This window comes from Mycobacterium sp. MOTT36Y (assembly GCF_000262165.1).
Taxonomy (GTDB): Bacteria; Actinomycetota; Actinomycetes; order Mycobacteriales; family Mycobacteriaceae; genus Mycobacterium; species Mycobacterium intracellulare.
The window spans coordinates 5,537,507-5,554,793 of record NC_017904.1 but is presented as its reverse complement, the minus strand read 5'-3'; the positions used below and the strand labels follow the sequence as shown (position 1 = coordinate 5,554,793).

Here is a 17,287-nt window from a genome sequence, read left to right as displayed (position 1 = left end):
CTCATGGGTTTACGTGGCGAGGCCGCGATCGTCGGGTACGTCGAACTGCCACCCGAACGCATGACCAAGGCGTCGCCCGCCCCCTTCGTCATCGAGCAATGGGCCGAACTCGGCGCCGCCGCGCTCGCCGATGCGGGACTGCCCTTCGAGGTTGTCGACGGCATCGTGGCGTCACATCTGGCCGAGTCGGAGATCTTCGTCCCCTCCACCATCGCCGAATACCTCGGAGTGGGGGCGAGGTTCGCCGAACACGTGGACCTGGGTGGCGCCAGCGCCGCGGCCATGGTGTGGCGGGCCGCCGCCGCCGTCGAACTCGGCATCTGCGACGCCGTCTTGTGCGCGCTGCCCGCCCGGTACATCACCCCGATGTCGCCGAAGAAACCCAGATCGCTCGGCGACGCATTGTATTTCGGGTCGTCGAGCAACCAATACGGCTCGCCCCAGGCCGAATTCGAGATCCCCTACGGAAATCTCGGCCAGAACGGACCGTATGGCCAGGTCGCCCAACGCTACGCGGCGATCTACGGCTACGACGAGCGGGCGATGGCCAAGATCGTCGTCGACCAGCGCACCAACGCCAACCACACCGAGGGCGCGATCTGGAAGGACAAGCCACTGACCGTCGATGACGTCCTGGCCAGCCCGGTCATCGCCGACCCGCTGCACATGCTGGAGATCGTGATGCCGTGTGTGGGGGGCGCCGCCGTCGTGGTCGCGAACGCCGACGTCGCCAGGCGCTCCCGCAATCGGCCGGTGTGGGTCAAGGGATTTGGCGAGCATGTGCCGTTCAAGACGCCGACCTACGCCCAGGACCTGCTGCAGACCCCGATCGCCGCAGCCGCCGACACGGCCTTCGCCATGACGGACCTGACCCGGGGGCAGATGGACATGGTTTCGATCTACGACTGCTACACCATCACCGTGCTGCTCTCCCTCGAAGACGCCGGGTTCTGTGAGAAGGGCAAGGGGATGGAGTTCGTCGCCGGCCACGACCTCACGTTCCGCGGCGATTTCCCGCTCAACACCGCCGGCGGCCAATTGGGCTTCGGCCAGGCGGGTCTGGCCGGCGGCATGCACCACGTCTGCGACGCCACCCGCCAGATCATGGGCCGCGCCGGGGCGGCGCAGGTCGCCGACTGCCACCGCGCCTTCGTGTCCGGCAACGGCGGGATCCTGTCCGAGCAGACCACGCTCATCCTCGAGGGAGACTGATCACCGATGACCACCTTCGAGCGGCCGATGCCCGTCAAAACCCCTACCAGCGCGCCGTTTTGGGACGCGCTCGCGCAGCACCGCATCGTCATCCAGTATTCGCCGTCGCTGCAGGCGTATGTGTTCTATCCGCGGGTGCGCGCGCCGCGCACCCTGGCCGACGACCTGGAATGGCGCGAGATCTCCGGGATGGGGACGCTGTACTCCTACACCGTGGCCCACCGGCCGGTCAGCCCGCACTTCGCCGATGCCGTGCCCCAGCTACTCGCCATCGTCGAATGGGACGAGGGCCCAAGGTTTTCCACCGAGATGGTCTTGCCCAGCGATCGGGTCGACCCGGCCCGCCTGCGGGTGGGGATGCGGGTGAAGCCGGTGTTCTGCGACTACCCGGAACACGACGTCACGCTCCTGCGTTACGAGCCCGCCGACTGACGCTTGGAGCATGGAAGGATCTCACAGTGACTGCTGATACCTTTCCTCCGCAACATAAAGCGCGCGGGTCACCGACCAAGCAGAATTTTGCATACTATGCCGACGCCCCGGCCACACCAATGTGGGCCAGGCGATGTGCAATCCACGCCGAAGAGGTACAGCGGACTGGTGCTCTTTTTGGGCTTCAGCCGGCATTCCATGTGCTCCTGGACGGAGATGCCGATGGCCGTGGCGTGGGCGGTCAATAGAGCGCAATCTATTAACATGTCGTTAGTAGCGCTGCGATAAAACCGTCTGCCTCACGACGTTCATTCAGTAGAAGCTCAAACATATTTGGAGATCAGGCAATTCGGAGTAAGTGACTCTTATACGGGCCGGACACGGGAGTTCACCAACATGGGCTTGCGAAGGTGAAGCAGATGCTTAGGTCCTTAGGTTTCCGGCGATGGGCCGGCGCTGATGCGGACAGGATACTTAAGGAGACGCGGAGGCTGCAGTTCGCTCCTCTTACGTCTCAATCTGGACTTCAGCTGCGATCTGCTGCATTACCGGTGTCCACAAATCGATTTCGACTTCACGTGATTCGATGCTGACGATCAGTGAGTAGTCAACGCCTTCATTGCTCTGGTCATAGCTGCGGCGATTTTTCCACCAGCCCGCTACTGGATATACGGCGATCGCGCCCTTGCTGGCCAGGTCAATGGCTGACCCTGACCAGATATCGGTGTGAATTGATCCGGGGCTCTGTTGCTGGTTGGCGCCGAACAGCCAGCCGGTTTCGGTTTCGAGGGACGGCGGTGTCTGACCTTCAGCGCGCGCTCGCGTGTTGATCCGCTGACGGAACGTTTCGATACTGTCCTCCGGGCGTCGAGTCGCGAACCTCAAACCATGTGAGGGGTACACGTACCTGCCCGTCCAGCCACGGCTGGAGGGATTCGGCTCGATGAAGTAGGAAAGTGTGACCCGTAGGTGAACGGTAACGTCGCCCAACGACTCTAACGCTGCGGTTGGCCATGGGAGCTGGTGCACGTTCATCTCGCGAACTTTTGCGGCGCTCGAGGCTCCTTGCTCGTACGGGTGTATGCGTGCCTCTGCAACAAGAGTGAGCGCGTCAATTGCACTTTGGCATGCCCGCGCGAGGTCGGGCACACCCATGCCGTATCGGCGTAGCAAGCTGCCACGTCGTGTCTTATTGGACTCTGCCGCGAAGCGATTTTCCATCGCTTCCGTCCATTGTGCGGAATGGACTACAAGTCCACGCACCGTCTCGGGCTTGAGATCTGGGTAAGCGGCACAAATATCAGCGGCGATCGCTGCAACCTGGGCAGTGGCAGCGGAAGTATCGCGTGTAGTCGTGAAAAGACCCTGTCCTAATCCTTGAAGTCGCGTTGTGAGCAATGCGAGGTTCGGAGGCGTATCGACCCCGGTGCCGTCCGGCGAAGCGGCGACGTTCCCGCCGTCTGCGACCACATCTGGTTTGAAGGGCCACTTCTTCCTGTCAAACACAACAGAGGTGCGACTTACAGGCGCGAGTTCGCCACGCGGCGCTATTGGTACGTAGTCTTCGAATCCCGTTGGTGCGTTAGCCATGTCGTCGTGTGCTGAGTATGCGCCCACTGTAAGGGCATTCCAAGCCTGGGCGGGGTCTTCGATCGGTTCTAGATCGCTGCGGGCGAGATGGTCGTCGTCGGCGTTGAGATCTCTGATGTTCCCGGCGGAGACGACGAAAAGTCGGGGCCGACGGGGTTCGTCGCGGTCTAGGTAGGTGAACTTGAGGTCCGTGTCATCGATAGCGCGGCCGAAGGCTAGCGCGTCAATCGCCGCTGACCAGGATGTTGGCCGGCCCGCCTCATAGTTTTCGGCCGGCTCGGTTTCGCCATCGATGGGGTTGGGCCTGGGCGCGGTCACCGCGAGCATGAAAACGCGGGGACGGTCGGGTGCCTGGATCTCGGGTCGGTCGATTGAGCGGGCAGTAATGGCACCGTAGAGATCGCGATCAGTGCCGCCCGTGTCGGGTAAGAACTTCACGGATTCCAGGCGGTGCAGGAGTTCGACAGTGTGGGCGCCGGTGATGGCGTTTTGAAGATCTCTGTATAGGGCCAGACCTGCCATTTCTGTTCCGTGTGGATGGACCGGCTGAACCTGCCAGCTAGCGTCAGCTCGATGGACATCGAGCGCATCGAGTGACGCAGTCAGCAGAGGATGGCTGTCCTGAACGCCGGTGTCCAGGACGCACACCACTGGTGCATCGCCGTCGGCGGCTTGCAGACGGTTCAACAGATCATCTGCCCAGGGCATCTGTTCGGAGGCAGGAAGCTCGGCGAGGAAACTTGCTACATCATGCGGTCGCCGTAGTTCCGCGATGTCATCCAGCGATTCGAAGGTCTGCGAAAGCTGGTCGGCAGTGGCGCGCAGTAGAACGACCGTCCGATCCCCGAAGCCGAGGTAATGCTGACTTGTACGTAGCCGTCGCTCAGATGCGAATGCGGTGAACCGCTGGAGCTCGTGACTATCACGGTTTCGTAACCACACCTCCCACCATCGTAATTCGGTGTGGTCATCCGGGAATTGCTCATCCGGGTCGGTCCATAGCTCACGAATAGTTGCCCGACGGATGGACTGTATGCATTCAACCAGCGCGGCATGACGCGCCTTATCGTTCGACGCAGTCTCAACATAGGCGGACAGTCGCTTGAAAAAGTACTGCTTCTTACCGTCAGGTATAAATACGGTTGCCATCTGAATGTCACCGTCATCGGTTGCGATCCGGCGCACAGCGAGCAGCTCAGGCTGTTCGCCAGAGGACTGCGGGTCAAGACTCTCCAACGCGAGTTCTAGCCCAGGAAATGACACGAAAGTTACGTAGGCTCCGGCGGTCTCGGCTTCATCAGTCGGCGGAGAAATTGCATCTTGAAGCTCACGGGTGAGCCGCCGGCCGTGACTCGGTCGGTCTCCGGCGAAGGGCTCCTTTTCGATTCCGCCGCCAGCGCTCGCGAGGGTGAACGGCTCGGATGTGGGGAGGTTTCGCACAACGATGTGCGGTCTATCGCGTTCAGCCATGCTGCCTAGGCGGGCGACTCACGATGCGCAATCGTGCGAGGTCGCTCCTTGAGAGCCGCAATCAGATCGCCGGTCAGGATTCGCTTACGCTTCGATAGAACGGTGCGCTTCGCGGCGTTCTCAGCGGCGGTCGTAATCTCGGCATGGCTTAAACCACGGGCAGCAGCAATTACCCGAGTCCAGCTCAAATTCCCGGTCTGAAAGGCAACAAGCCGGTTACGGATGACTGCTTTAACAGCGTCGTCGTCCGGTAACGCGAAGTCCATGACCGTGTCGAAGCGGCGGAAAATGGCCTTGTCTAGTAGCTGTGGATGATTCGTCGCTGCGACCACGAGACTTCCGGATTGTTCTTCCTCTAGGAACTGTAGAAACGAGTTCAGGACACGGCGGATCTCGCCGACGTCATTCGGGGTCGCGCGATCGCCTGCAAGCGCATCGACCTCATCGAATAGGTACACACCTCTCGTTTCGACGAGCGCATCGAAGATCAGACGCAGTTTCGCTGCCGTTTCGCCCATGTACTTCGTGATAATCATGTCGAGTCGGATAGCGAACAACGGCAGACCGAGTTCGCCTGCAATGACCCGCGCCGTCGAGGTCTTTCCGGTCCCTGGAGGACCTATCAGTAGGACCTGGCTCGCGGGATGAAGTCCATGGCGCCGCAAGACATCACGCTGACGCTGCTCAAGCAAGACTTGCCGTAACTGCTCGTCTAGCTTGCGTGATAGGACAAGGTCCCCAACACGAGCATCCGGATAACTTACAGTCAGCAATGAGCCGAGTTCGCCACGAGGCTGCGCGACGGGCACGACTGACGCGACTTTTGACTGCGTTGCGCCCTTCTCGCGTAATTCGTCAACGAGGTCGCGGAGCTCCTGTGCAAACTTCGCCTGTCCAGCTCGGGCTGCTTTCGCCGCCACCTGCATAGCAACGGAATAGAATTGGGGATCGTCGCGATCAGCGTGGCTCTTGACCAGTGCCTTGAGTTGGTCGTTCGTCGCCATCGCTGACCTCCCTCCAGTTCGTCGACGCCCCAACCGGGTCGGCAGATCGTAGAGCGAGTGTACCTATCGGCGGTACACCTATCAGCGAAACCACGCTCGCGGAACCGAGTTCAACGTCCCTGGGCTCATGACAGGTGACCACCCACCAATAGGATGCAGCCCACCACCGACAAGAACCACCAAATCTGGATCGCGTCGGAGGGTCCAGCATCTTCCTCGGTCCGCACACTGGACATCGACAATGTCTGTCGAAGGATTCCACCAGGCGGTGCGCTCCAGCTGAACTTTCATCAGGTTGACAATGCTAAGTCGACGCCCGCACCACCAGGTGGGCGATGTCCGTCAGCTCGGGGGAGGGCGGGGCGGGTTGCCCCAGCCGCTCGAAGACGGCGGCGAGGGCGGCGTCGGCGACCGCGCAGGGGTCGAACTGAACGGTGGTCAGCGGTGGGGTGCTGACCATGCCCATGGGACTCGCGTCGACACCCATCACCGCGAGGTCGCTCGGACAGCGCAGCCGCGCCCGATGGATGCCGTAGAGGACGAGGCAGGCGATCTCGTCGCTTTGGGCGCAGACGGCGGTGACCCCGTCGCCCACCCATCCGGTGACCACGTCGGCGGCGTTGTCCAGGGTGACCTGGTCGACTCGCACGGGTGGCAGGTCGCGCGCCCGCGCGGCCCGCGACACGCCTTCGAACCAGTAGTCGCCCAGCGGCCTCCAGCGGTCAACCCCGGTGTACGCGAAGGCGATTCGACGATGGCCGCGCTCGACGAGGTGCTCGACTCGCATCTCGCCGACCGAAAGATGCGGGTTGTTGAGTGCGGGCAGCGTCCCGATCTCGATGTGCGGGATGCCGGCCTTGGCCACCGCCTCGCGGGCGGCCGCGCTCAGCGGGAACAGGCTGGTGATCGCGACCGGGTCCAGGTTCTCGATCGCATCGACGACATGATGATCGTCGTCGGTCTCGAAAACCTGGACCTGAAGCAGACCCTGGCGGGCCAGCGCCGTGGTCATGCGGCTGCCCGCCTGCATCGGCATCTCGCCCACGGCCACGTGCGGCACCACGTAGAGCACCACACCGCTTTTGCCGCGCGCGAGGTTGCGGGCGGCGAGGTTGGGCCGATAACCGAGGAGTTTGGCGGCGCGGTAGACGGCGTCGCGGGTTTCGGGGGAGATCCGCCGGCCCTGCGCGTTGTTCAGCACGTAGCTGACCGTGGCGGTCGACACGCTGGCCAACCGGGCCACGTCCGCGGTGGTCGGACGCGCCGCCTTATTGCTGCTCAACTTCCGTCACCTTCCGGGCCCGGTCATGCCCCATGGTGGCATGCGAGACCCACCGGCACCGCAGGATGTCGTGTGGTGGAGCCGCATCACGTGGACTATTAGTCCACATGTGCCGGGAACGTCGTGCCCGAGCCGCCAGGAACAGGACGCGAAGCCCGCCAGCGCCTTGTCTCGTTGCGATGCAGCGGAAGACACAAGGGCGCCGCGCTGTGTCCAACGCACCGCGCGTCGTTGACACTGTGATCGGCACCATTATCTACTAGTCACTATAAATTGACCGAGGAGCCCGGCATGAACAAGGACGATCTGATCCTGATCAGCGTGGATGATCACATCGCCGAGCCGGCCGACATGTTCGACGCCCACGTTCCCGCCAAGTACAAGGACCGCGCCCCGCGGGTGGTCCTCGAACCCGACGGCGTCCAGCAGTGGTACTACGGCGAGGTCCGCGGCCGAAACATGGGCCTGAACGCCGTGGCCGGCAAGCCCCGCGAGATGTACAACATCGACGCCTCGCGCTACGACGAGATGCGGCCGGGCTGCTTCAACGTCGATGAGCGGGTCCGCGACATGAACGCCGGCGGGCAGCTGGCGGGGTTGAACTTTCCGAACTTCACCGGATTCTCCGGCCAGGTCCTCAACCAGGGCCCCGACCGCGAGGTCAACCTGGTGATGATCAAGGCCTACAACGACTGGCACGTCGACGAATGGTGCGGGGCGTACCCGGGCCGGTTCATCCCGTGCGGCATCCTGCCGCTGTTCGATGTGGCCGAGGCCGCCAAGGAAGTCAAACGCCTGGCCGACAAGGGTTGTCACGCGGTGACGTTCTCGGAGAATCCGGAAGCGTTGCAGATGCCCAGCATTCACACCAAGTACTGGTATCCGCTGTTCGAGGCCGCGTGCGAGAACAAGACGGTGCTGTGCACGCACGTCGGCTCTGCCTCCCGCTCCCCGCAGGTGTCGACCGACGCGCCGCCCAGCGTGCAGATGACGGCGTCGTCGATGATGAGCATGTTCACCTTCACCGAACTGATCTGGGCGGAGTTCTGGGCGGACTTCCCGCAATTGAAGTTCTCGCTCACCGAGGGCGACGTCGGCTGGATACCATACTTCCTCTGGCGCGCCGAGCATGTGTACAACCGTCACTCGGGGTGGACGCTGGCGACGTTCCCGCCCGGCTACAGTGGTCCCACCGATGTGTTCAAGCGGCATTTCTACACCTGCTTCATCAGTGACAAGGTCGGCGTCCACAACATGGAGTGGTTCAACGAGGACATGCTGTGCTGGGAGTCCGACTTCCCGCACTCCGACAGCAACTGGCCGTTCGCGCCGGAGGACATCATCGCCACCATGGGCCACCTCGACGACCGGGTCATCGACAAGATCACCCACGAAAACGCCATGGCCGCGTACTCATTCGACCCCTTCCAACACATCCCGAAGGAACAGGCGAGGGCCGGCCGGCTGCGCGCGCAGGCCACCGATGTCGACGTCGTCACCCACGTCGGCCGCCGAGCCAGCCAGCGCGACCGGGACGCGTGGACCCGGATGACGCAGTTCGCCCTGCAGGCCGGAGCGGCCGCGCCCGTGACGGCCGAGGCGGCCGGCATCGCCGGACGCGCCACCACCCTGGGTAACTGAACGTGGCGGGTGCGGCGCCGTTCGCGGGTTGGCGCGTGCTGGAGTTGTGCAACGGACTGGCGGTGTCCTACTGCGGCAAGATGTTCGCCGACGCCGGGGCCGAGGTGGTGAAAATCGAATCCCCGCAGGGCGATTCGCTGCGCGCCTGGTCGGCGGCGGGCGGGCCACCGGGGGCGCTGTTCGGATATCTCGCCGCGGGCAAGAAGTCGGTGATCAACCGCGGCCAGGCAGAGGTCGCGTCGCTGCTGGCCGGCGCCGACCTCGTGCTCACCGACCTGACCGACGGATGGACGCTCGACGGCATCACCGCGCACACCGCCGCGTCGGCGGTGGTGGTGGCCGTGACACCGTTCGGCACCACCGGCCCCTACGCCGAAAACCAGGTCGCGGCCAACGAATTCATCCTGCAGGCACTGTGCGGATCGATCGCCGGGCGGGGCTGGCCGGACGACGAACCGGTGCAAGCCGGCGGGCGGCTCGGGGAATGGCTAGCGGGCACGTTCGCCGCGGCGGCCGCCGCGGCCACGGCGCGGCACGCCTCCCGAAGCGGCCGCGGCCGGGTCATCGACGTCTCGACGTACGAGGCCATGGTGATCGCCATGGGCGGCCTGTCGGCGATGTCGGCGAGCGTGCTGGGCCCCGATTCGCTGCTACACGAACGCAGTTTGGAGCTGCCGTCGATCGTTCCCACCGCCGACGGCATGGTCGGCTTCTGCACCATCACCGCGCAGCAGTTCCAGGACTTCCTGGTGATGATCGACCGCGCCGATCTCGTCGGCGACGCCGAGCTGGCGTCCTTCGCCGGACGGGTCGCGCGCCGCGACGAGTTCCTGGACATGGTCACCGCCTGGACCAGAAGCCGCACCACCCAGGAGATCGTCGACGTCGCCGTGGCCTTCCGGATCCCGGTCGCCCCCATAGCGTCTCCCGAGATGCTGCCCAAACTGGACCATTTCGTGGAACGCGGCGTGTTCGTCGAATCGCGGGACGGGGTGCTGGCGCCGCGGGTGCCGTATCGCAGCGAGGCGATGGCGACCAGGCCGCCCAGGCAGCCCCCGGCGCTCGGCGCCGACAACGCACGCCTGCACTGGCCGCCGCGACCCGAGCCGCCCCGCACCGACGAGGCCGACGCGCTTCCGCTGTCCGACGTGCGGATCACCGATTTCACCGCGTTCTGGGCCGGCCCGGTCGCCACGCAACTGCTCGGCGCCCTGGGCGCCGACGTGATCAAGGTCGAGGGCGTCCGGCGGCCCGACGGCATGCGGTTCTCCGCGGGCCGCCCTCCCGACTGGGATCAATGGTGGGAGTGTGGCCCGGTCTTCTTATGCAGCAACAACAACAAGCGCGGGGTCAGCGTCGATCTGGGCACCGATGCCGGGCGATCCGTCGCGCTGGAACTCATCGCCGCCAGCGATCTGGTCATCGAGAACTTCTCGCCCCGGGTGATGGCGAACTTCGGCCTGGAATGGGACGCGGTCCGCGCCGCCAACCCACACGCCATCATGGTGCGGATGCCCGCCTTCGGCCTCGATGGCCCGTGGCGCGATCGCGTCGGGTTCGCGCAGACGATGGAGCAGGCGACCGGCATGGCGTGGATGACCGGCCACGCCGACGGTCCGCCCGTGATTCCGCGCGGAGTGTGCGACCCGATCGCCGGCTTGCACGCCGCCTTCGCCGCCGTGGCCGCACTGGCGATCCGCGACCGCGAGGGTGCCGGCATGCAGGTCGAATCGACCATGGTCGAGGCGGCGCTCAACGTGGCCGCCGAAATGCTGGTCGAGTACTCGCGCAACGGAATCGTCCTGCGGCGCAACGGGAACCGCGGCCCCGGCGCGTCCCCCCAGGGCGTGTACCGCTGTCGCGGCGACGACGAATGGGTCGCGCTCGCCGCGCTGGACGCCGCCGCCCGGGGGTCGCTGGCCGGGCTGCTCGACCAGCCGGATCTACACGACACCGCGTGGGACGAACGGGCCGACGACATCGACAAATTGATCTGCGCCTGGGCCGCGACGCGCTCGGTGACCGAAGCGGTCGACGCGCTGCGCGCCGCCGGCGTGGCCGCCGCGCGCGTCACCCCCGCCGCGGCGCTGCTGACCGATCCACACCTGCACGCACGCGGCTTCTGGGAGACGGTCGACCATCCCGTCGCCGGTTCTTTCCTGTGCACCGGAATGCCTTTCGCATTCCTCGACCGGCCGAGACGCTGGATCCGGCGGGTGCCACCGCTCTACGGGCAGCACACCCAAGAGGTACTCACCGACATTCTCGGGCACAGCGAAGCGGACCTGGCCGACCTGCGGCGCTCGGGCACCATCAGCGACCGGCCGGCGGGCCTGTGACATGGCGGTCAGCCTGTGCGTGCCGCCCCGTGCCGGGGAGCTGTGCGCGCCGGTGCGCTTCTTGGTGCGCCGGGATTCGGTGGTGATGGAGCTGACCGCCCGCCACCGCATCACCAGCGTGGAATGGGACGAGGACGAACACGCGGTGGCGATGGTCGTCGAGATCACCGACCCGCAGACGGCGCGACCGGTGGACGTGCGGATCGACGTCGTGGCAGTGGCCGGCACCGATCACAGCCCCGCGCCCGGCACCATCATCGGCACCATCACCCGCGACGGGAGACGATACGAGGTCAGGGGCACCTACCTGGGTGTCGTCGCGGACGAAAACTGAACGGCGGTAACGGGAATGGAACATCGGTGAGCGCGACGAGGCGCACCGCGGCGATCGTCGGGGTGCACAACACCCGGCAGGGACGTCGGTTGGACGGCGAAACGTCGCGCGGCCTGGCGATCAAGGCGATCCTAGGCGCGCTCGACGATGCCGGGCTGACCCTCGACGACGTCGACGGCATCAGCGCGAGCCCGCAGTCGACCTCGTTGATCTACGACCTGCGGATCGGCCCGGCCTGGCAGGGCCTGGCCTTCGGGGTCGGCATGATCACCGAGGCGGTCACCGCGATCGAGCACGGCATGGCGGACGTGGTGGTGCTGGTCGCGGCGCAGGCCGGCGAATACCGCGACCACGAGGCCACCGCGCCGTGGACCCGGCCCGAAAACGAATTCGTCGCGCCCTGGGGCATGTTCACCACCGCCGAATTCGCGCTCATCGCCCGGCGCCACATGCACGTCTACGGCACCACGCGCGAACAACTCTCGCTCGTCGCCGCGACCATCCGCAACAACGGTTCGCGCAACCCAGAAGCCGTCTACTACCAGCGGGGCCCGTTCGCGCCGGAGGACATCACCGCGTCGCGCCCCATCGCGGACCCGTTCCATCTCCTGGACTGCGCGACCACGTCCGAAGGCGGGTGCGCGCTCGTCGTGGCCAACGTCGACGCCATCGACGTCAAGAGTCAACCCATCTACGTCCTGGGCAGCGGCGCGGACTTTCACGGTCCCTCCTACCAGCACCCACCGGCGTACGACCTGGCCGGGCGGCGCGGCGATCACGTGAACGGTGTGGTGGGCCGGCGCGCGGCCGAGTGCGCATTCACCCACGCCGGGCTGCGCCGCGAAGACGTCGACGTGCTGGAACTCTACGACCCGTTCTCCTTCGAAATCATCCGCCAGCTCGAGGCATTCGGCTTCTGCGGCGACGGCGAGGGCGGGCCGTTCGTCGCCGATGGCCACATCGCCATCGACGGCAGCCATCCGATCACCACCGACGGGGGGACCATGTCGTTCAGCCACGCGGGCTCCAACCCGCAGATGATGCAGCGCGCCATCCGAGCGGTTCAGCAGTTGCGCGGCCAGGCCGGCGATCTTCAAGTCCCCGATGCGCATATCGCGTTGTGTAGCAACGGGGGAGCGGGGGCGTTGTTCACGACGGTACTGATTTTGGGAGACGAGCCACGGTGACCTCTGATCCATTGCGACCCCAAACCGGCCCCGTCCCGCACGCGAGCAGCCAGGTCAGCGTGCCGTTCTGGGAGGGCTGCCGGTCGCGGCAGCTGCGTTATCAGCGTTGCGCGGGGTGTGGCCTGGCGAACTTTCCCCCGACCGAGCATTGCCGCCAATGCCTTTCGCAGGTCGTCGACTGGCGGGAGGGCAGCGGTCGCGGCGAGATCTACAGCTGGACGGTGGTTTATCGGCCGGTGACACCCGAGTTCGAACCGCCGTATGCGCCGGCGATCGTCACGCTCGACGAGGGCTATCAGATGCTGACCAACGTCGTCGGTGTGCCGCCGGAGGACATCGAGGTCGGCCTGCGCGTGCGGGTGCGATTCCACGACGTCGGTCCCGGCGTGACGCTTCCGTACTTCACCGCGGAAGGAACCGACAGTTCGTGAGTCCCCGTACCAGCAACGGACTTCCGGTCACCGCCTACCTGGTCCTGGGCGTGCTGGCGGCCAACGACGAGCAACTCACCGCCGGCGAGATCAAGATGCGCGCCGAACTGTCCGTCGGCCACTTCTACTGGTCCCCGTCGGTCAGCCACGTGCGGCGCGAACTGACCAGGCTGCTGGCCCGGGGAATGGTCAGCGAGACCGGCGCCCAGTCCGGCAAGCGCGCCATCACCCTGTACGAGACCACCGAGGCCGGGCTCGACGCGCTGCGCCGCTGGGTGCAGCACTTCCCGGGGCAGGACCAAGTGGTCATCAAACACCCCGTCATCCTCAAAACCTGGCTGGCCCGCGGCGAGGACCCCGAACACGTCCTGGACACCCTGGACCGCCATCTCGACGCGACCCGGGCCCGCCTCGACGAGGCGCTGTGGTCGCGGCAGCGTTCCCGCGAGCTCGGCATCACCGACGACCCCGAACAGCGCTACTCCTTCGCCGTTTTGGACTACGCGATCCGCGGGCTGTACGCGGAGATCTCCAACATCACCCAGCTGCGCGACGAGATCGCCGCCGGCACCACCCGCGATCCGGTCAAACGGGTGCGACGGTCGAAGGGGCAGATCCGCCGTAGGGAGCCCCGGAGCCCGTGACCGCATAGGCTGTCCCGCGGGATTCGCGCTCCCACAACACTTCTCCCTGCCCGATCGCGGTTCCCTGGGCGATCAACTGGCGCTTGAGCACCTTGTGGGTGGCGGTGCTGGGCAGGTCGGCGGCGATGCGGACGTAGCGTGGGCGCGCCTTGGGGGACAGGTCGGGCTGGGCGTCGAGGAACGCTTCGAATTCGTCGGGCGCCAGCGTGTGGCCGTCGTTGAGCACGACGGCTGCCATCACTTGATCGCCGACATGGCCGTCCGCGACGGCGTAGACCGCGACCCGGTTGATCGCGCTGTGGCGCAACAGGATCCGCTCGATGGGCGCGGCGGCCAGGTTCTCGCCGTCGACCCGCATCCAGTCGGCGGTGCGGCCGGCCAGGTAGATCCAGCCGTCGGAGTCGCGGTAGGCGAGGTCTCCGGACCAGTACATGCCGTGGCGCATGCGCTCGGCGTTGGCGTCCGGATCGTTGTAGTAGCCGGTGAAGAAACCCGAGCCGGCCGTGTTCACCAGCTCGCCCACCGCTTCGTCGGCGTTGACGAGTGCCCCGTCGGCGTCGAACCGGGCGACCGCGCATTCGGTGACGGTATCGCTGTGGTAGATGGCCACCCCGTCGGCGCCCCGCCCGATGGAGCCCTTGGGCGTGCCGGGTTCGCGGATCACGATGACGGCGTTCTCGGTCGACCCGAAGCCGTCCTCGACCTGCACACCGAACCGGCGCGCGAACTCCTCGATGTCCTTGTCGTTGGCCTCGTTGCCGAACGCCACCCGCAGCGGATTGTCGGCGTCGTCGTCGCGTTCGGCGGTGGCCAGGATGTAGGCCAGCGGCTTGCCGACGTAGTTCATGTAGGTGGCGCCGTGGCGGCGGATGTCGTCGAGGAAGTTGCTCGCCGAGAACTTCGCCGGCACGATCGCGGCACCCGAGCACACCGCCGGCGCCCATCCCGCGACCACCGCGTTGGAATGAAACAGCGGCATCGACACGTAACAGGTGTCCTGGTCGGTGAGGGTGAATCGCTCGGCCAGGCTGAGCCCGGCGACCGTGGCCATGAAGTGAGATACCTGCACCGCCTTGGGATTTCCGCTCGTTCCCGACGTGAAGATCATCATGAAGGCGTCCATCGCGGTGACCTGCCGATGCGGAGTGAGCTCGCCTGCGGAGTCGATGAGCTCGACCCACTGAGGCGTCGAGGTGTCGAGGACGCGCGTGTCCGCCAGGTCCAGGCCGTCCAGCAGCGGGCGGTGCTCGGCGTCGGTCACCACGACCTGGCAGTCCGCGCGGCGGATGTCGGCGGCCAGGGCCTCGCCGCGGCGGGTGGTGTTCAGGCCGCACAGCACGTAGCCGCCGAGCCCGGCCGCCGCCATCTGGCTCAGCATCTCGGGGGTGTTTCCCAGCAGGGCGCCGACGTGCACCGGCCGGGACGGATCGGCGGCGGCCAGCAAGGCCGCGGCCCGCGCCGTCGAGCCCTCCAGATACTGACGCCAACTCCATTGCGCATCACCGTATTTCACCGCGATCGATGAATCGGATAGGCGCTTGCGCAGCAGCGCTTGAATCGTGTCGTCAGCCATCGGTCCGATTCACCCTCACTCTGCCTGCCCTACGAGACGAGACGGTCCGTCTTATAGTAGCGGCCGGCGGCGGTCGGCGTGCCGCCTATCCACCCACCATCATCAGGCCGCCGTCCACCGCCAGGAGTTGCCCCGTGATGAAGCCCGAGCCGGGGCCGGCCAGAAACACCAGCATTGGCCCGAGGTCGCGGGTGGGGTCCCCCAGCGTCCCTCCCAGGGGGATCATCATCTTCATCTGCTGGTCGATCAGGGCGGCGGCGTCGGGGCCGAGAAAGTCGCGCAGCCGGTCGGCACCCGGCGTCTGCACGGCGGGAGCCAGGGCGTTGACGGTGACGTTGTCGGCGGCCCAGGCCTTGGCGGCCGACCGCGTCCACGCCTGCACCGCGCCCTTGGTCGCGGCGTAGACGGCCGAGATCGGGCTGCCCATAACGGCTTCCGACGAGCCGAAGTTGATGATCCGTCCGCCCTTGGGGTCCTGGTCCCTCATGACGGCGTAGGCGGCCTGGTTGGTGAGGATGGTTGCCTTGACGTTGGTGTCCAACAGGAACGAGATGTCGTCGGCGCCGATATAGCCGGGGATGCCGGCCTGCCAGAGCCCCGCGGCGTTCACCAGCACGTCGAGCCCGCCCAGGTGGTGCGCCGCGTCCGTGACCGTCGCCGAGACGCCGTCGGGATCACGCGCGTCGCACTGAAACCACTTGGCGGCGAGGCCTTCCGGCGGCGGCGTCCGGTGATAGGTCGCGGCCACCTCGGCGCCCGCCTCGATCAGGACCCCTACCGCGGCGGCGCCGATGCCGGTGGCGGCGCCGGTCACCAGGATCCGCCGGCCTTGCAGGACATGTTCCATGCCCGCGAGCGTAACGCCATGGCGAAATCCCGCTGGCAGATTCATACGGTCAATGCAATTTCCACGTTTGAGGAGGTTGCAGGTGTCAGTTGCTTATCCGCGTTCGATGCGGCGAGAGTTCTTTGATCGGGTGTGTGCAGGGGAATCATTGCGTGAAGCCGGCCGTCAGGTCGGTGTGTCGATCCAGACCGGATGGAGCTGGTGGCATGACGCTGGATCAATGCAATTACGAAGTGGTACGGGCTCTGATACCGGCCTTGCCGAACCAGGTGATCTGACCCGGCCGGGCGCGCGGGGACACCGGCTCAGTTTCGATGAACGCCTGGTGATTATGCGGGGTCTGGACAAGGGCCTCACCCAGGTCGAGATCGCCGACGAGCTCGACCGCGACGCCAGCGTCATCTCCCGTGAGCTCAAACGCAATCGCAATCCCGACGGGGATTACCACGCTGGTCTTGCCCATGCCCGCGCCGCCAAGAAAGCCAAGCGTCCCAAAGCATTCAAACTCCAAGACCGCGCGCTATGCGAGGCCATAGAGGACTGGATGGATCAGGGATGGAGTCCCAAACTGATCGCCGATGTCTTGGCGCGCGATCACCCCGATGACAGGCTGGCACGGGTGAGCCACGAAACCATCTACCAGTGCCTCTACGTCCAAACTCGTGGTCAACTGCGCGCCGACCTGAGTAAGCGTTTGTCGACGAAACGCGCGGCCCGCAAATCCCGGGACCACACCGAACGGCGGGGGAAATTCCACGATGTGTTCACCATCAGCGACCGGCCCGCCGAGGCCGCCGACCGCGCGGTGCCCGGCCACTGGGAAGGTGATCTGATCGTCGGCCCCAACAGCGCCATCGGCACCCTGGTCGAGCGGTCCACCCGCTTTACGATGCTGCTGCATTTGCCCGGCGATCACACCGCCGAGACGGTGGCCGGCGCGATGATCGAAGCGATGCGCCAGTTACCCGAACACCTTCGTCGATCAATCACCTGGGACCGTGGCAGCGAAATGGCCCGCTGGCGCGACATTCACCTGCAACTCAACACCCCGGTCTATTTCTGCAATCCGCACTCGCCCTGGCAACGCGGCACCAACGAAAACACCAACCGCCTCCTGCGCTTCTGGTTCGAAAAGGGCAGCGACCTCAGCGGTTACACCCCAGCAGACCTCAAACGCATCCAAGACACCCTCAACCGACGACCGCGCCCAACCCTTGACCTCGACACCCCCGCCCAACGCCTGGCCGCCCTCCTCGACCAAGCCGCCTAACAAAAATGCATTAGCCACTTGACTTTGAGGC

Annotated in this window: 14 protein-coding genes; 9 read left to right on the top strand and 5 right to left on the bottom strand. The window is 65.7% G+C overall.

The window, feature by feature from the left end; genetic code table 11:
• The first annotated feature begins 3 nt into the window (after window positions 1-3).
• Both W7S_RS25445 and W7S_RS25440 read left to right on the top strand, forming a co-directional pair.
• A complete protein-coding gene (locus W7S_RS25445) occupies window positions 4-1,212 on the top strand; it encodes a thiolase family protein (protein WP_014712584.1) in 1,209 nt (402 codons plus the stop codon).
• Window positions 1,213-1,218: 6 nt separating this feature from the next.
• The gene (locus tag W7S_RS25440; RefSeq protein WP_014712583.1) at window positions 1,219-1,644 is read left to right on the top strand and encodes a Zn-ribbon domain-containing OB-fold protein; all 426 of its coding nucleotides are present in this window, start codon (window positions 1,219-1,221) and stop codon (window positions 1,642-1,644) included.
• 507 nt (window positions 1,645-2,151) lie between these two features.
• Here W7S_RS25440 and W7S_RS26605 read toward each other — a convergent pair.
• The 3 genes from W7S_RS26605 to W7S_RS25430 all read right to left on the bottom strand — a co-directional run bounded on the left by W7S_RS26605 (window position 2,152) and on the right by W7S_RS25430 (window position 6,990).
• Window positions 2,152-4,704 (bottom strand): S8 family peptidase, encoded by a 2,553-nt coding sequence (locus W7S_RS26605; protein WP_081490143.1) that lies wholly within the window; start codon window positions 4,702-4,704, stop codon window positions 2,152-2,154.
• Between the two features lie 5 nt (window positions 4,705-4,709).
• Window positions 4,710-5,708 (bottom strand): AAA family ATPase, encoded by a 999-nt coding sequence (locus W7S_RS25435; RefSeq protein WP_014712581.1) that lies wholly within the window; start codon window positions 5,706-5,708, stop codon window positions 4,710-4,712.
• Window positions 5,709-6,012: 304 nt separating this feature from the next.
• The gene (locus W7S_RS25430; RefSeq protein ID WP_008262393.1) at window positions 6,013-6,990 is read right to left on the bottom strand and encodes a LacI family DNA-binding transcriptional regulator; all 978 of its coding nucleotides are present in this window, start codon (window positions 6,988-6,990) and stop codon (window positions 6,013-6,015) included.
• A 291-nt stretch (window positions 6,991-7,281) separates the two neighbouring features.
• Here W7S_RS25430 and W7S_RS25425 point away from each other — a divergent pair, with 291 nt between their 5' ends.
• The 6 genes from W7S_RS25425 to W7S_RS25400 are packed head-to-tail and all read left to right on the top strand — an operon-like array spanning window position 7,282 to window position 13,566.
• Window positions 7,282-8,631: an amidohydrolase family protein gene (locus W7S_RS25425; protein ID WP_009953152.1), complete on the top strand. Its 1,350-nt coding sequence runs from the start codon at window positions 7,282-7,284 to the stop codon at window positions 8,629-8,631.
• Between the two features lie 2 nt (window positions 8,632-8,633).
• Window positions 8,634-10,970, top strand: coding sequence for a CoA transferase (locus W7S_RS25420; protein ID WP_014712580.1), 2,337 nt, complete (start codon window positions 8,634-8,636; stop codon window positions 10,968-10,970).
• A 1-nt stretch (window position 10,971) separates the two neighbouring features.
• A complete protein-coding gene (locus W7S_RS25415; RefSeq protein WP_014386116.1) occupies window positions 10,972-11,304 on the top strand; it encodes a hypothetical protein in 333 nt (110 codons plus the stop codon).
• 26 nt (window positions 11,305-11,330) lie between these two features.
• Window positions 11,331-12,491, top strand: a complete 1,161-nt coding sequence (locus W7S_RS25410) for a thiolase family protein (protein ID WP_008262386.1) — start codon at window positions 11,331-11,333, stop codon at window positions 12,489-12,491.
• A complete protein-coding gene (locus W7S_RS25405) occupies window positions 12,488-12,922 on the top strand; it encodes a Zn-ribbon domain-containing OB-fold protein (protein ID WP_014712579.1) in 435 nt (144 codons plus the stop codon). Before W7S_RS25410 ends, W7S_RS25405 begins: the two co-directional genes overlap by 4 nt.
• The gene (locus W7S_RS25400; protein WP_008262381.1) at window positions 12,919-13,566 is read left to right on the top strand and encodes a MarR family transcriptional regulator; all 648 of its coding nucleotides are present in this window, start codon (window positions 12,919-12,921) and stop codon (window positions 13,564-13,566) included. The genes W7S_RS25405 and W7S_RS25400 overlap by 4 nt, the downstream gene beginning before the upstream one ends.
• Here the strand turns inward: W7S_RS25400 and fadD1 are convergent.
• Complete coding sequence (gene fadD1, locus W7S_RS25395) at window positions 13,508-15,139, bottom strand: fatty-acid--CoA ligase FadD1 (protein ID WP_014712578.1); 1,632 nt, start codon at window positions 15,137-15,139, stop codon at window positions 13,508-13,510. The two genes, W7S_RS25400 and fadD1, sit on opposite strands and share 59 nt — an antisense overlap.
• Window positions 15,140-15,224: 85 nt before the next feature.
• Window positions 15,225-15,986 carry an SDR family NAD(P)-dependent oxidoreductase gene (locus tag W7S_RS25390; protein ID WP_009953161.1) on the bottom strand — a complete coding sequence of 254 codons (762 nt, stop codon included), beginning with the start codon at window positions 15,984-15,986 and terminating at the stop codon, window positions 15,225-15,227.
• 76 nt (window positions 15,987-16,062) lie between these two features.
• Between W7S_RS25390 and W7S_RS25385 the strand changes: the two genes are divergently transcribed.
• Window positions 16,063-17,256 (top strand): IS30 family transposase, encoded by a 1,194-nt coding sequence (locus W7S_RS25385; protein ID WP_369751691.1) that lies wholly within the window; start codon window positions 16,063-16,065, stop codon window positions 17,254-17,256.
• Window positions 17,257-17,287: the final 31 nt, after the last annotated feature.